Source organism: Sporosarcina luteola, assembly GCF_023715585.1.
Taxonomy (GTDB): domain Bacteria; phylum Bacillota; class Bacilli; order Bacillales_A; family Planococcaceae; genus Sporosarcina; species Sporosarcina luteola_D.
On sequence record NZ_JAMBOK010000001.1, the window covers coordinates 64,545 to 79,427 of the forward strand.

16 protein-coding genes are annotated in these 14,883 nt (G+C 44.8%); 12 read left to right on the top strand and 4 right to left on the bottom strand.

Annotated features, from left to right (window positions below; genetic code table 11):
- Positions 1-13: 13 nt before the first annotated feature.
- Genes speB through speD form a run of 4 tightly spaced genes read right to left on the bottom strand, consistent with a single transcriptional unit; the run spans position 14 to position 3,992 of the window.
- Complete coding sequence (gene speB, locus M3193_RS00425; protein ID WP_251623639.1) at positions 14-871, bottom strand: agmatinase; 858 nt, start codon at positions 869-871, stop codon at positions 14-16.
- Positions 861-1,712: a polyamine aminopropyltransferase gene (speE, locus tag M3193_RS00430; RefSeq protein WP_251623640.1), complete on the bottom strand. Its 852-nt coding sequence runs from the start codon at positions 1,710-1,712 to the stop codon at positions 861-863. The genes speB and speE overlap by 11 nt, the downstream gene beginning before the upstream one ends.
- Positions 1,709-3,190 (bottom strand): aminotransferase class I/II-fold pyridoxal phosphate-dependent enzyme, encoded by a 1,482-nt coding sequence (locus M3193_RS00435; RefSeq protein ID WP_251623641.1) that lies wholly within the window; start codon positions 3,188-3,190, stop codon positions 1,709-1,711. Before M3193_RS00435 ends, speE begins: the two co-directional genes overlap by 4 nt.
- Complete coding sequence (gene speD, locus M3193_RS00440; protein ID WP_251623642.1) at positions 3,180-3,992, bottom strand: adenosylmethionine decarboxylase; 813 nt, start codon at positions 3,990-3,992, stop codon at positions 3,180-3,182. Before speD ends, M3193_RS00435 begins: the two co-directional genes overlap by 11 nt.
- Before the next feature lie 220 nt (positions 3,993-4,212).
- On the opposite strand from speD, the gene M3193_RS00445 reads away from it, so the two are divergent.
- From M3193_RS00445 to nadX, 12 genes are all read left to right on the top strand, one after another.
- Complete coding sequence (locus M3193_RS00445; protein WP_251623643.1) at positions 4,213-4,635, top strand: DUF1801 domain-containing protein; 423 nt, start codon at positions 4,213-4,215, stop codon at positions 4,633-4,635.
- Positions 4,636-4,746: 111 nt separating this feature from the next.
- On the top strand, positions 4,747-6,642 hold the full coding sequence (locus M3193_RS00450) for a PrkA family serine protein kinase (protein ID WP_251623645.1): 1,896 nt from the start codon (positions 4,747-4,749) through the stop codon (positions 6,640-6,642).
- Positions 6,643-6,719: 77 nt separating this feature from the next.
- Entirely contained in the window at positions 6,720-7,877 is a 1,158-nt protein-coding gene (gene yhbH, locus M3193_RS00455) for a sporulation protein YhbH (protein ID WP_251623647.1), read from the top strand.
- Positions 7,874-9,277, top strand: coding sequence for a SpoVR family protein (locus M3193_RS00460; protein ID WP_285851777.1), 1,404 nt, complete (start codon positions 7,874-7,876; stop codon positions 9,275-9,277). The genes yhbH and M3193_RS00460 overlap by 4 nt, the downstream gene beginning before the upstream one ends.
- Positions 9,278-9,579: 302 nt before the next feature.
- Positions 9,580-10,089: a GNAT family N-acetyltransferase gene (locus tag M3193_RS00465; protein ID WP_251623649.1), complete on the top strand. Its 510-nt coding sequence runs from the start codon at positions 9,580-9,582 to the stop codon at positions 10,087-10,089.
- 129 nt (positions 10,090-10,218) lie between these two features.
- The gene (locus M3193_RS00470; protein ID WP_251623651.1) at positions 10,219-10,713 is read left to right on the top strand and encodes a GNAT family N-acetyltransferase; all 495 of its coding nucleotides are present in this window, start codon (positions 10,219-10,221) and stop codon (positions 10,711-10,713) included.
- Positions 10,714-10,725: 12 nt separating this feature from the next.
- On the top strand, positions 10,726-11,640 hold the full coding sequence (locus M3193_RS00475; protein ID WP_251623652.1) for an aminoglycoside phosphotransferase family protein: 915 nt from the start codon (positions 10,726-10,728) through the stop codon (positions 11,638-11,640).
- 55 nt (positions 11,641-11,695) lie between these two features.
- Positions 11,696-11,914 carry a spore coat associated protein CotJA gene (locus M3193_RS00480; RefSeq protein ID WP_251623653.1) on the top strand — a complete coding sequence of 73 codons (219 nt, stop codon included), beginning with the start codon at positions 11,696-11,698 and terminating at the stop codon, positions 11,912-11,914.
- A complete protein-coding gene (locus M3193_RS00485; protein ID WP_251623654.1) occupies positions 11,911-12,177 on the top strand; it encodes a spore coat protein CotJB in 267 nt (88 codons plus the stop codon). The genes M3193_RS00480 and M3193_RS00485 overlap by 4 nt, the downstream gene beginning before the upstream one ends.
- Positions 12,178-12,191: 14 nt before the next feature.
- Positions 12,192-12,761, top strand: a complete 570-nt coding sequence (locus M3193_RS00490; RefSeq protein WP_251623655.1) for a manganese catalase family protein — start codon at positions 12,192-12,194, stop codon at positions 12,759-12,761.
- A 237-nt stretch (positions 12,762-12,998) separates the two neighbouring features.
- Positions 12,999-13,997 (top strand): YcjF family protein, encoded by a 999-nt coding sequence (locus M3193_RS00495; protein WP_251623656.1) that lies wholly within the window; start codon positions 12,999-13,001, stop codon positions 13,995-13,997.
- A gap of 99 nt (positions 13,998-14,096) precedes the next feature.
- Entirely contained in the window at positions 14,097-14,882 is a 786-nt protein-coding gene (gene nadX, locus M3193_RS00500) for an aspartate dehydrogenase (protein WP_353056389.1), read from the top strand.
- The last annotated feature ends 1 nt before the right edge of the window (position 14,883 follow it).

Genomic DNA, 14,883 nt, shown 5'->3' on the forward strand with positions numbered 1-14,883 from the left:
CAAAACACCCCTCTTAATTTTGTTTAGTTACTGCCAATAAAAGTTCGCGCAGCACTTTACAAGCGACTGCAGTGGATACACCACTTTGATCATAAATTGGTGACAGCTCATTGACATCACAGCCGACAATATTGAGGTCGCTTACTGTCAAAATCGCCTGTAATAATTCCATGAAACTGACTCCGCCAGCTTCGGGAGTTCCAGTACCAGGAAAGACGGAAGGATCTAACACATCTAAATCGATTGTTAAATAAACCGGTTTACCTTGTAATCTATCAACGATATCTTCCAGTCCATTAAAATTGAATTTATTCGTAAATACATGATCTTTGCCCCATTGGAACTCGCTGCGGTCTCCGGAGCGGATGCCGAATTGGAAGATTCGATCATCACCGACGATATCCCAAACGCGGTGGATAACCGTTGCGTGTGATAATTTCTCATCGAGGTAATCGTCCCGCAAATCTGCATGAGCATCGAATTGGATGATATGCAAATCAGGGTATTGCTCCGCGACGGCACGGACTGATCCAAGCGTCACTAAATGCTCCCCGCCGATCATGCAAGGGATTTTGCCGTCCTGCACGACTTTCCGGGTATATTCCTCGATTTGGCCTAAAGCCCTTTCCGTGTTGCCAAAACTCAACTCAAGATCTCCGCCGTCATAAACAGGGATATCTTCCAGATCTTTATCCTGATAAGGACTATAGGTCTCGATTCCGAAGGATTCACCGCGCATCACCTTGCTTGCAAAGCGGGTGCCGGGACGGAATGACGTCGTCGAATCGAAAGGGGCGCCGAAAACGACGATGCCTGATTCGTCATATTCATTGTCACATCCAATGAATGTTTCAATATTTTTATTCAACATCTTTCAATTGCTCCTTTACGTAGTTCGGCAAGGCAAATGAGCCGACGTGGATATCGGTGTTGTAATACTTTGTTTGCAAGCCGAGCTGATTCCAAGCATCTGCATCCAAATCTTTTATTGGATCAAACTTTTTTGAGGCGAAACCGAATAGCCAATGACCCGACGGATACGTTGGAATGTGAAGTTGGTACACTTCGCATACCGGGAAGAACCCGATGATCCGTTTATGCGCTCGCTGCATGCCTAGGGCATCTTCTTCATAAAAAGGGCTTTCGTGTTGATTGACAAGAATGCCTTCTTCATTCAGCGCTTTATAGCAGTTTCCGTAAAATTCCCTAGTGAACAAGCCTTCCCCCGGTCCGAATGGATCCGTCGAGTCGACTATGATCAAATCGTATTCATCATCTCGGGAACGGACAAATTTCAAGCCATCCTCGAAATGAAGATGAACGCGGGGATCGTCGAGTTTGCCAGCGGTTTGGGGGATGAACTCCCGGCATACGTCAACGACCATTTCATCGATTTCCACCATATCAATATGCTCGATTGAATCATATTTCGTCAGTTCCCGAATCGTGCCGCCATCTCCAGCCCCTATGACGAGCACTTTCTTAATGCCGGGATTCGTTGCCATCGGAACGTGGGTGATCATGTCATGATATATGAATTCATCCTTCTCAGTTACCATGACGTAGCCGTCCAATGTGAGAACTCGGCCGAATTCAGCTGTTTCAAAAACATCGATTTTCTGGAATTCGCTTTTCCCGGTATATAGGTGCTCAATGACTCTCATCGAAAATTGGACGTCCGGCGAATGGTTTTCCTTATACCATAAATTCATTGCTCAGCCTCCTTCAAAACGTTGATATGCTCGATTTTGCTATCTTCCGTACCTGTCATGAAGCTGCCCTTGTCCTTGCAATATTGGATGTATTGCAAAATCTCGGGAGTGATCCGTTCACCAGGCGCCAATATTGGTATGCCGGGCGGGTAGGCCATGACGAATTCGCTGGCAATACGGCCGGCGCTGTCATTGATAGGAAGCGTCTCCTTCGGTGCATAAAACGCTTTTTGGGGCGTATAGACGACTTGAGGAGTTATATATTCATGATCGAACAAGCCGCCTTTGTCCTTGCTATAGCGTCTTTTGATTTCAGCAAGTGCCGAGACGAGCCGTTCGAGATCCAACCGGCGGTCTCCGACTGATATATACGCCAAGATATTGCCGATGTCCCCGAACTCGATTTGGATGTCATATTCATCCCGCAGAATGTCATACACTTCGACACCTGCCAATCCTAGCTCAAGCGTATGGACAGATAGCTTTGTTGTATCGAAATCGAAAATCGTATCACCGTTTTTCAACTCCTCGGAGAAAGCATAGTAACCGCCGATCTTGTTAATTTCTTCACGGGTATACTGTGCCATTTCCCCGACTTTCCGGAAGATCATCTGTCCATTCAAAGCGAGGTTTTTCCGTGAAATGTCAAGGGAGGAGAGGAGCAGATACGAGCCGCTCGTCGTTTGCGTCAAATTGATGATCTGTCTCGTGTACCCTTCGCTCACATCGTTATTGATCAACAGCAATGAGCTCTGAGTCAATGAACCGCCCGATTTATGCATACTGACAGAGGCCATATCGGCACCGACTGACATTGCTGAAGCAGGCAAGTCGTCACTGAAATAAAAATGTGTCCCATGTGCCTCGTCGACGAGGACAAGCATGCCATGCCGGTGTGCCAGGTCTGTGATCGCCTGCATATTCGAGCAGATTCCGTAATAGGTCGGATTGTTGATGAGGATCGCTTTTGCATCTGGATGCTCCAGGATCGCCCTCTCGACATCCTTTACCGCCATTCCAAGAGGGATTCCGAGTTCATTGTTCACGCCAGGATTGACATAGACAGGAATTGCTCCGCTTAAGATGAGAGCATTGATGGCGCTGCGGTGCACATTTCGGGGCATGATGATCTTTTCACCCGCCTTGCATGCCGTCATAACCATCGCTTGTACAGCGGAAGTAGTCCCGTTCACCATGAAAAAGGCGTGCTTCGCTCCGAAAGCTTCTGCTGCCAGCTCCTCGGCTTCCCGGATAACAGACACAGGATGAATCAGATTATCCAACGGTTTCATCGAATTGACATCGACCGTCATGCAGTTTTCACCTAAAAAAGCGGTCAGTTCCTCATTTCCTCTGCCACGTTTATGGCCGGGGACATCGAAAGGAACCACCCGCATCTTTTTGTAATTGTTTAGAGCCTCCATAATTGGGGCTTTCGATTGTGAAAGAATGTCCAACACCGTCCTCTCACTCTTCATATATATTGGATCCGCTGAAAATTTCAATCATCTCTTTACGTAAATTGTTCGTAATATTCAGCCTTTCTTTCGGAGGTATTTCATATACATCCGTATTGAAAAGGTAATTTTGTAAATTGATGTCTTTAATCAGCAGCTTTGTATGGAAGATATTTGATTGATATACATTGACATCGATGGCATCATATTTCTGCAATGTCTCACTGTCGATATAATCCTGGATCGACGTCATTTTATGGTCCATGAATAACTTCTTCCCTCTATCGTCACGAGTAAAACCGCGGACGCGATAATCGGTCGTGATAATATCAGAGTCGAAGCTGCCTATCAGATAATCCAGTGCGTTCAAAGGGGAAATTTCACCACAAGTCGACACTTCGATGTCGACACGGAAAGTGGCGATCGAATTATCCGGGTGATATTCAGGATACGTATGAACAGTGACATGGCTTTTATCCAAATGACCAACAACCGAATCCCGGGTCTTCAGTATATCGATTTCCCCCCGGTTGCACGACTCATCGATCACGGCGACAGGGAGTGTCTCCTCTGTAATCAGGATGGTGACACTTGCACCTTGCGGATCATAATCCTGTTTGCTCACATTCAATACATGGGCTCCAACGATCTCCGTCACATCATATAGAATGTTCGTCAACCGTTCCGAATTGTATTGCTCATCGATGTAGGCAATATAATCTTTTTGTTCCCGCTCACTTTTTGCATAGCTCACATCATAGATGTTGAAGCTAAGTGTTTTGGTGAGGTTGTTAAAGCCGTATAACTTCAGCTTATTTTCCAACCTGAATATCCCTCCTTTATTCGACAAAATCGACAAAATCATTTTAATTATAGAGTAAAAAACTTCCGAGTCAAGATAATTTATTTCCGCTTTGCAATAGGTTCCGATAAGCTTTAAAGTAGTAGGAAAATATAGGAGCTACGTTGCTTCAACGTTAGTATAAGATCGGTGTAATATCAAGTATTTGGATCATTCAGACCCAGGGGAGGGAAATAAAATAATGTACGAGCAAAAAACGAAGGAAACGGACGCCAGTGTCATTGAATTCATTGAAGCGGTAGAGAGTCAGAAAAAGCGGGAGGACGCTTATCGATTATTGGACATCTTTACGGAGACGGCGGGCTATGAAGCAAAAATGTGGGGACCGAGCATCATTGGCTTCGGATCGTATCATTATGTCTATAAAACGGGGCATGAAGGGGACGCGCCATTAGTTGGCTTTTCCCCCCGCAAAGCGAAGACAAGCCTCTATTTCGCTCCTGGTGATTCTGAACGTGACGCGCTATTAACCAAATTCGGGAAGCATACATCAGGTAAAGCGTGTGTGTACATTAATAAAGTGGATGATATCGACATCGCAGTTTTGCAGCAGCTCATCAAACAATCCATTATATTTCTGAGAAAAACATATCCGGAAAACTAACAGAAGCGGCTAAACGAGCATATTCGTTTAGCCGCTTGTTTTATATGTCTCATTTTACTGAGCCTCCTCGCATACAATGATTGAAACCAGGCCCTGAATGGAGGGAATTGAATGGATATTTTACGTAAGTTGGAACATTTCCGTGAAGAAGAAAGCAAGTTGAAGTGGGAAGGCACCTTTGCTGAGTATTTAAACATCCTACAGGAACGTAAAGAAGTTGCACAAACGGCACATTCGAGAGTGTATGAAATGATTAAAAGCCATGGACAAACGAAAGAACACGGGTATACAAAATTCCGCTTTTTCGAAAATGAGATTTACGGCCTCGAAGATACGGTCGAGCGGCTAGTCAACGAATATTTCCACCCTGCAGCAAAACGGCTCGATGTGCGAAAAAGGATCTTATTGCTAATGGGTCCCGTCAGCGGAGGGAAGTCCACTCTCGTCACTCTGTTGAAACGTGGACTAGAACAATATTCGAGGACGGATGAAGGTGCGGTTTATGCCATTAAAGGATGTCCGATGCATGAAGACCCGCTGCACTTGATCCCGGAATATCTGCGAGATGATTTCTTCGCGGAATTTGGAATTCGGATTGAAGGAAGTCTTTCCCCGTTGAATACGATGCGCCTTGAAACAGAATACGGCGGCCGGATTGAAGATGTACTCGTTGAACGAATCTTCTTTTCAGAAGACAAACGTGTGGGAATCGGGACGTTCACCCCATCCGATCCAAAATCCCAAGATATCGCGGATTTGACCGGCAGCATCGACTTTTCGACAATTGCCCAATACGGCTCCGAATCCGACCCTCGCGCTTACCGTTTTGACGGGGAGTTGAACAAAGCGAACCGTGGAATGATGGAATTCCAGGAGATGCTCAAGCTTGATGAAAAATTCCTCTGGCATCTATTATCGCTGACGCAAGAAGGGAACTTCAAGGCGGGCAGATTTGCATTGATTAGTGCGGACGAATTGATCGTCGCGCATACGAATGAAACCGAATATCGGGCCTTCATTTCCAATAAGAAGAATGAAGCGCTGCATTCCCGGATCATTGTCATGCCGATCCCTTATAACTTGAAAGTGAGTCAGGAAGAAAAGATCTACGAAAAAATGATACGCGAAAGTGATATGTCTCATGTGCATATCGCTCCGCATGCCCTCAGGGTCGCTGCCATCTTCTCCGTCCTCACGCGCTTGAAAATATCAAAAAAGCAAGGAATCGATATTGTAAAGAAGATGCGGTTGTATGACGGTGAAAATGTGGAAGGTTTTAACTCCGTGGATCTGGAAGAGTTGAAAAAAGAGTTTCCGAATGAAGGCATGGACGGCATCGACCCTAGATATGTCATCAACCGGATCTCGTCGGCAATCATTCGTAAAGAAGTGGATGCGATTAATGCGCTCGATGTGTTGCGTTCCTTAAAAGAAGGATTGGATCAGCATGCATCTATTTCAAAGGACGACAAAGAGGAATATTTGAATTATATATCAATTGCACGCAAGGAATTTGATGAAATTGCGAAGAAAGAAGTTCAGAAGGCATTCGTCTATTCGTACGAAGAATCTGCACGGACGATGATGGATAACTATTTGGATAACGTTGAAGCCTTCTGCAATAAGCACAAAATGAAAGATCCTCTCACCGGCGAAGAGATGAATCCGGATGAAAAGCTTATGCGTTCCATTGAAGAGCAGATCGGAATCTCAGAGAATGCGAAAAGGGCTTTCCGTGAAGAAATCCTCATCCGGATTTCCGCATACGCAAGGAAAGGCAAGCGGTTTGATTACAAATCCCACGAACGGCTGCGGGAGGCGATTCAGAAGAAGCTGTTCGCGGACTTGAAAGATGTTGTCAAAATCACGACTTCATCAACGACGCCTGACGAGAATCATTTGAAGAAAATCAATGAAGTCGTGGCAAGGCTCATAGATGAATATGGTTATAATTCAATCTCAGCCAATGAATTGCTGAGGTACGTCGGCAGCCTGTTGAACCGATAAGAGAATCCTCCCATATCAAAAACCGCCATTCGTTGCATATACTAAAAAAATGAGTGGACTGGAGTAGGTGAATAGAAATGCATGAAGAGCAGAGCGAATCATTTGTCGTCTCCCAGGAAAACTGGTCGCTTCACCGAAAAGGATATCAGGATCAGAAACGACATTCGGATAAAGTGAAGAAAGCGATCCATAACAATCTTCCCGAATTGATCAGTGAAGAAAGCATCGTCATGTCGGATGGCAGGGACGTCATAAAAATACCGATACGATCTTTGGACGAATATAAAATCCGTTATAACCACAGCAAATCGAAGCATGTCGGCCAAGGCGGCGGGGATAGCCAAGTGGGAGACGTAGTTGCAAGCGATGGAAGTCAAAGTGCAGGGAAAGGCAAACAGGCGGGCGATCAGCCTGGCCAGGATTTTTATGAAGCGGAAGTATCGCTCGCCGAAATCGAAGAGACGCTATTCAGAGAGCTAGAATTGCCGAATCTTGAAAAAAGGGAACAAGCGGAAATCATAGAAGAAGACATCACGTTCAATGACATCAGGAAAAAAGGGCTCATTGGGAACATTGATAAAAAACGGACGATCATTGCAGCGTTCAAAAGGAATGCCATGGAAGGCCATGCTGAAATCATGCCGATCTACAATGATGATCTCCGTTTTAAAACGTGGGATGAAGTCGTCAAACCTCAATCGAAGGCAGTCGTACTCATGATGATGGATACGAGCGCTTCGATGGGCAGTTTTGAAAAATACATGGCGAGAAGCTTTTATTTCTGGATGACGAAGTTTTTGCGCACGAAATATGAAAAAGTGGATATAGAATTCATCGCCCATCATACGATTGCGAAAGTCGTTTCGGAAATGGATTTTTTCTCAAAAGGGGAGAGCGGAGGCACGATTTGCTCGACCGCCTATGAAAAAGCGCTCGATCTCATCGCCAAGAAATATCATCCTTCCCGCTATAATATTTATCCCTTCCATTTTTCGGATGGGGAAAACATGTCGTCGGATAATGGAAAATGCTTGTCATTAGTGGAAGAGCTCATGGGAGTATCGAATATGTTCGGCTACGGGGAAGTGAATGCACATAGCCGATATTCAACATTGATGAATACGTATCAAAAAATCGAAGACCCGAAATTCCGGCATTATGTACTGAAGGAAAACAAGGATGTGTACTATGCTTTGAAAAAGTTTTTCCATAAACGCCTGGAGGGATCCGTATGACGGAGCACAAGGCGCTGCAATATGCAGTTGAGGAGATCACAGAGATTGCGAAAGGGTTCGGGTTGGATTTCTATCCGATGCGCTATGAAATCTGTCCTGCGGATATCATTTATACATTTGGTGCGTATGGGATGCCGACACGATTCTCACATTGGAGCTTCGGCAAACAGTTCCATAAGATGAAGCTTCAATATGATTTAGGTCTCAGTCAAATATACGAACTCGTCATCAACTCCAATCCTTGTTATGCTTTTCTGCTGGAAACCAATACGTTGATACAAAACAAACTGATCATTGCCCATGTTTTAGCGCACTGCGATTTCTTCAAAAACAATGTCCGTTTTTCGAATACGAGGAGGGACATGGTCGAAAGCATGACCGCAACCGCAGAGCGGATTGCCGAATATGAAAAGATTTATGGGAATGAAGAGGTAGAACGTTTCTTAGATGCAGTGCTTGCCATCCAAGAGCATATCGACCCGTCCCTCGTCCGCTGGCGTCATGGAAACGAAGAAGTGGAGCAGGAGGATGACGCGCCGATCATCCGGAAGACGATGTACGATGATTTATGGGAAATGGATCATAAGAGGCTGAAGCCGCCGGCGGAATCGAAACGGAAAAAGACGCCTGCTTCCCCAGAGAAGGATCTATTGTTATTCCTCTTGGAAAATAGCCGGGAATTAGAAGAATGGCAACGAGATATATTGACAATGATCCGTGAAGAAATGCTGTATTTCTGGCCGCAAATGGAAACGAAGATTATGAATGAAGGATGGGCAACGTTCTGGCATCAGCGGATTCTACGGGAAATGGACTTGACGGCCGACGAAACGATTGAGTTTGCAAAGTTGAATGCCAATGTCATCCAGCCGTCCAGAACGTCCATCAATCCATATTATTTAGGGTTGAAAATCTTTGAAGACATCGAACGGCGATATAATCACCCAACAGAAGAGATGATTGAATTAGGGGTGAAGCCCGGATCAGGGCGGGAGAGAATGTTTGAAGTGAGAGAGATGGACTCCGACATTTCCTTCATCCGCAACTATTTAACGAAAGAACTTGTACAAAAAGAAGATTTATATATCTTCGAGAAAAAAGGAAGCCATTATAAAATCTCAGATAAGGAATATCGAAGCGTGCAAGACCGTCTAATTGCACAGCGGGTGAACGGGGGCTTTCCTTATCTAGTGGTGTATGACGGGGATTACGTTCGCAACGGAGAGCTCTACTTAGTGCATAAATACGAAGAAACCGAGCTGGATGTACCCTATTTAGAACACGTCCTGCCGTACATCCACCAACTATGGGGCCGCATCGTCCATTTGGAGACGTATGTGGACAATAAACAAGTCGTGTTTTCATATGATGGAAAGAAGGTTCACCGTAGGTTTGCATAGAAAGTGAAGTGCCGCCGCATTGCAATGGAAATGTGGCGGTTTTTTTGGTGTGGATTTGGCGAAATGGAGTGAGTCCTAAGTCACGAAATGACGATAACTACCGGGAAGTGACCGATAACTTTGTGAAAGTGACCTATAACTTCTTGCAATTGATCGATAACTCTCGGTAAATGACCGATAAAAATGTGAAAATGATCGATAACCTTAAATAGAAGAAAAAAACCTGTACATGACCTTTTTTGTAAGATTAATTCTATTATTTCATTAATTGCTGTAAACTAAAGCCAATGGGAGGGACGAATATGAGAATCAGAGAAGCCGTAATGGGCGATGAAAGGGGTATCGCCCGTGTGCATGTTGACAGTTGGAGGACGACTTACAAGGGGATCGTTTCCGATTCCGTCTTGCAAAATCTATCGTACGAGCAGCGTGCTGAAAATTGGCGCAGGGGAATCGGGAAAAGCGCTATTTATGTTGCTGAAGACGAGAGCGGTAGGATTGTCGGCTTTGCAACAGGGGGCAGAGAACGGACGGGCAACTATGACGCGGATGGGGAGTTATATGCAATTTATTTATTAAATGAAGTGCAAGGTCAGGGGATTGGTAAGAAACTGACGCAAGTAATCACGCAAAAGCTGAAAGAACAAGGATTCAAATCCATGCTTGTATGGGTGCTTGAACGCAATTCATCAAAAACTTTCTATGAATCACTGGGCGGACTAGCGATAGATGAATCAATGATCGACATAGGCGGAGAGGAATTCAAGGAGATTGCATATTACTGGGAAGACATCGAAACGATTGGGGGATAATACAATGTTTCTTCGGAGAAGGGGAGCCAGTAATTCATTTGCGCATTGGATTACAAACTAGCGAAGCCGATTTACTATACTAATAAAGTTTCGGGTCTACTTTGAATACAGGAAAGGGGCGTGGTTCTAATGAACACTAGACAAGTTCATAGCACAGATGCAAGGCAGCTAGTTCAGCTCATTGAAGAAGTTGAAAGGACTACGGATACGATGCTCTACGGAGCGGGGGAAAGAAGCTTGTCCGTAGAACAATTAAAAGAGCGTATTGAGTCGTTTGGAACTGATGCATCAACTATTCTCGTGGCAGAGATAGAAGGTTCTCTGGTTGGTTATTTAATGGTGATAGCTGGAACGGCGTATCGAAATAAGCATTCAGCTTACATAGTCATCGGCGTATCCGAGAAGTATCGCGGAAAAGGAGTGGGCAAGGCCCTTTTTACTTCAATGGACAAATGGGCCATTGAAAATAGGCTTCACCGTCTTGAATTAACTGTAATGACCACTAATACAGCTGCAATCGTCCTCTATGAAAAATCAGGTTTTAGTAAAGAAGGCTTGAAAAGAGAATCGTTGTTCGTCGGCGGTCAATATGTTGATGAATATTATATGGCTAAATTAATTTAAGGGGAACTATGTATGGACATGCCAACTTCATTTCAAGAGAAAATTAGAAACTGTTTCGGGAAACCGGGGGAAGAATGGCTTCAGTCATTAGAGAGTAATGTAGATCACATGGCGGAAGTATGGGGGTTGACACTGGAGAACCCAGTCACAAATCTATCCTATAATTATGTCATGAATGTAATGGATGAGAACAACCACCCGTACATCTTAAAAATGGGCTTGCCGGGATTCGATCTTGAAAACGAGATCCGCACATTGCAGCTCTATAATGGGCAAGGATGTGCGAAACTGTTGAAAGCGGACGTCCACCGGGGAGCCATGTTGCTCGAAAAACTCGATCCCGGAACGATGCTCTGCACGGTAACAGATGAAACAGTCGTCGTTCAACAGTTCTGCCGCGTCTGGAAACAGATCCGTCGACCATTGCCGAATGATGCCGACTTTCCAACTGTCCTTCACTGGGCAAGCGCCTTCTCGAAATACCAAAGCAATTACCCTAAGAACGATGGGCCGATTCCAAGTGAATGGGTTACGACGGCGGCAGAGTTTCTAAATGAAATTCAGCAGACCACAACGGAAAACGGACTGCTGCACGGCGATTTGCACCATGAAAACATCTTGTATTCAAACGAAAGAGGTTGGCTTGCGATTGATCCGAAAGGCGTTGCCGGTGTCCCTTACCTCGACGTAGTTTCCTTCATGATCAATCATCTCTTCAAAAAGCCTGATCCGGAAAATCTACTGAAGCTAAGAGTCGATCTGATTAGTGATCTTTTGCAAATGAATCGCGATAAGCTATTGAAAGCTGCAATTTCAATGTCCACCTTATATGCTTGCTGGGCGGTGGAAGATAATGATCCCTATTGGAAAGAAATCTATCAATGTGCGAAATGGTTCAATAAATTTTTATTTGAAAAAGACATGTAGGCAATAGAATCACTTCTCATCCTCTCGCATAACATAGCTTGAGGAGTGATGAGATTTGGAACGACCGTCATATCGGGGAAGCTTCGAACCATACATTTCCCCACTTGACCCGTGTCCGCCCATTAGGGTGAAGAAGTTTGTATTGCCACCTCAACTGTTCATTGGTTTTCAACCGCCAGGACTTCCGCAGTTCACACCAGAGCAGGCGCTCCGCCATGGTACACTTTGGCCGATCCTTGCCGACGGATTCTCTCGCGAGGAGGGTATTTCGTGAATGAATTCGAAGAAGAACGTTTAATGATGCAGCGCGTGCAGGAAGCCGATTTTGTCGTCGTCGAATTGACATTATACACGAATACACATCCAAACGATGAAGAAGCTCTGGACCAATGGAGGGAAGCTATTAAAGAGGCTGCCCGACTTAGACGCCAATATGAAAATCGATACGGACCCCTTTCGCTCTATTCCATACCTTCCGAACAGGCTATTGAAGTAGGCTGGCGCTGGAATCAACCACCGTGGCCGTGGCAACGGTGAAAGGGGGAGACTGAATGTGGGTCTATGAGAAAAAGCTTCTGTATCCAGTGGAAGTAACCACATGCAATCCGAAATTGGCTAGGTATATCATGGAACAATACGGCGGAGCGGACGGCGAGCTCGCAGCAGCCCTGCGCTATATGAATCAAAGGTACACCGTTCCCGACAAAGTGATCGGCGTTTTGAATGATATTGCCACCGAAGAATTCTCTCACCTGGAAATGTTGGCAACGATGATTTATAAACTTACGAAGGATGCAACACCTCAACAAATGGAAGAAGCCGGACTTGCGGGGCATTTTGCTAACCACGGCCATGCACTTTTCTATGAAAATGCGAACGGCGTCCCATTCACAACGACATACATTCAAGCAAAAGGCGACCCAATCGCTGATTTGTATGAGGATATCGCTGCAGAAGAGAAAGCACGGGCGACATATCAATGGCTCATTGACCTTTCAGATGACCCGGGGCTAACTGATGCACTTAGATTCCTCCGGGAAAGAGAAAATGTCCATTCCTTGCGTTTCCGGGAATCCGTTGAAATTTTGAAAGATGAAAGAGATCGCAAAAAGATATTTTAACTTAATCCAGTAGGGCTGGATTAAGTTAGGGGAGTTTATCGAGCTCGCTCGATAAAAATCCGGACGCAATTACGCCGAGGCGTAATTGATTAATAAAACCTGTATCTCTACGGAGATGCAGGTTTTTTGCATGTTATTCGAACGGGTAGGGTATTGAATAAGAAACTGAATCCTATTGCCATACTATCCGTATAAATAGGAAGCGGCCATTACAACTTGTAAGAGGAAGTGATCCGAATGAATCGACAATGGATGTCAGATGAGGAGTTCGATAAACTATTCGAAGAAAAGTCTTCAGAAATTAATGAGCAATTGGAAAGTGAAATCCTAATTGCCATGATAGGTGATGTGAATGCCGGCAAATCATCAACGATCAATCGCCTAATGGGAGATGACGTGGCACAGGTCGGTGCGAAACCAGGTGAAACTCAGGAAATCAAGAAGTTTTCTTATAAGGATAAAATCATCTTCGTCGACACACCTGGCTTGGATGACATTTACAGTGAACATTCCGATGAAACAATGAAGTTTTATAAACAGGCAGATCTGATTTTGTTTTTCCTCAATGCGGCGGGGACAGTTTTATCCGAAACGGAACTCAAGTCATTAAAAAGAATTGCCAAGGTGAATAAAGACCTAATCCTCGTATTGAACAAAATCGATGCAGCCGAAGACATACCGAGCCTTGTAAAATATGTCCAAGACCATACAGGCTACGAATATCCGGTCACGCCGATTTCCTCACGGACAGGTGAAAATATCGGGATGCTGCAGAAAGAAGTTCTTTCCTTATTAGAAGTCAAAAAAAAAGACATTCTAATGGCGGCAAACATGGCCGATAAATCTGCCGTCGCAAATCGGTGGATATTAGCTGCAGGTGCATCCGCAGCCACTATCGGAGCCGTACCGATTCCGGGATCGGACTTCGTGCCTCTGACCGCCTTACAGATCAGTCTCATGCTGAAACTCTCAACATTGTATGGAAAACCGATAACGAAAGATAATGCAAAAGAATTGATCATCGCGACGATTGTCGGAAATATTGGAAAGACGGTTTTCAGGCAAATTGTGAAACTCGTTCCCGGCGCTGGCATGGTGGCGGGTGCAAGTGTAGCCGGTGGAATGACCATCGCATTAGGACATGCTGTCAAATATGCGCATGAAAATGATATAGAACTGACACCAAAATCATTGAAACCGATCTATCAAATGTTTTTGAAAAAAGCCGCTAAGTAAATAAACTGAAAGTGACTGAAACCTGGGACGCTTACCGTGGTCCAGGTTTTTATATATACTAATACATAGAGCTCACGTAAAGGACTGATTCATATCAAAATAGGTCTAATCGGAAGAGGAAATCTAGGTACATACCTCCTCAATAAAATAAACAAAGAACGGCTCCTGCCCAACACTAAAATTACTGCTATTTTAGACGAGCGGGAGAAAGCTGGAATTGAGTTGCCTCCATTCGCTGCAGAATACGGATGCACAGCATATCATGACATCGATTTATTCTTACATTCGGATATCGACATCGTAGTCGAATGCTCCAATATCGAATCAGCCAAAACCTATGCGGTCGAGACGGTTAAACAAAAAGATTTACTGTTAATCAGCATCGGAGCTTTTGCCGATCCTTCCTTCGGGAATCTAGTTGAGCAGGCAGCTGAGGCTAGTGGACGGAGAATCTACTTGCCTTCCGGTGCGATAGGTGGGTTGGATGTCCTGAAGGCGGCTACGTTTGCGGGCAGTGTTGAATCTGTCACGTTAACTACACGAAAACCTGCTCATTCATTAACCGCAGAAAGAATGACTGCGGAGCAAACGCTGTTTGAGGGTTCGGCCCGTGACGCGATTGAACAATTCCCTAAAAATGCGAATGTCGCAATCGTGTTATCGTTGGCGGGCATTGGCGTTGAAAAAACGACTGTACGGATTATCGCCGATCCAGCCGTCTCGCAAAACATTCATCATATCAAGGCTAAAGGCGATTTCGGCGAGTTCGATATGACATTAAAAAACAACCCGTCTCCGGACAATCCGAAGACGAGCCATATTACGGGAGCAAGCATTTTAGCTGCTCTTGCGGACCTTGATAGTGCAGTGGTAGTAGGTTCATAGT

Coding starts and splice junctions, on each gene's coding strand:
- speB (WP_251623639.1), bottom strand. CDS start 871: ATGTTGAATAAAAATATTGAAACATTCATTGGATGTGACAATGAATAT.
- speE (WP_251623640.1), bottom strand. CDS start 1,712: ATGAATTTATGGTATAAGGAAAACCATTCGCCGGACGTCCAATTTTCG.
- M3193_RS00435 (WP_251623641.1), bottom strand. CDS start 3,190: ATGAAGAGTGAGAGGACGGTGTTGGACATTCTTTCACAATCGAAAGCC.
- M3193_RS00445 (WP_251623643.1), top strand. CDS start 4,213: ATGTACGAGCAAAAAACGAAGGAAACGGACGCCAGTGTCATTGAATTC.
- M3193_RS00450 (WP_251623645.1), top strand. CDS start 4,747: ATGGATATTTTACGTAAGTTGGAACATTTCCGTGAAGAAGAAAGCAAG.
- yhbH (WP_251623647.1), top strand. CDS start 6,720: ATGCATGAAGAGCAGAGCGAATCATTTGTCGTCTCCCAGGAAAACTGG.
- M3193_RS00460 (WP_285851777.1), top strand. CDS start 7,874: ATGACGGAGCACAAGGCGCTGCAATATGCAGTTGAGGAGATCACAGAG.
- M3193_RS00465 (WP_251623649.1), top strand. CDS start 9,580: ATGAGAATCAGAGAAGCCGTAATGGGCGATGAAAGGGGTATCGCCCGT.
- M3193_RS00470 (WP_251623651.1), top strand. CDS start 10,219: ATGAACACTAGACAAGTTCATAGCACAGATGCAAGGCAGCTAGTTCAG.
- M3193_RS00475 (WP_251623652.1), top strand. CDS start 10,726: ATGGACATGCCAACTTCATTTCAAGAGAAAATTAGAAACTGTTTCGGG.
- M3193_RS00490 (WP_251623655.1), top strand. CDS start 12,192: ATGTGGGTCTATGAGAAAAAGCTTCTGTATCCAGTGGAAGTAACCACA.
- M3193_RS00495 (WP_251623656.1), top strand. CDS start 12,999: ATGAATCGACAATGGATGTCAGATGAGGAGTTCGATAAACTATTCGAA.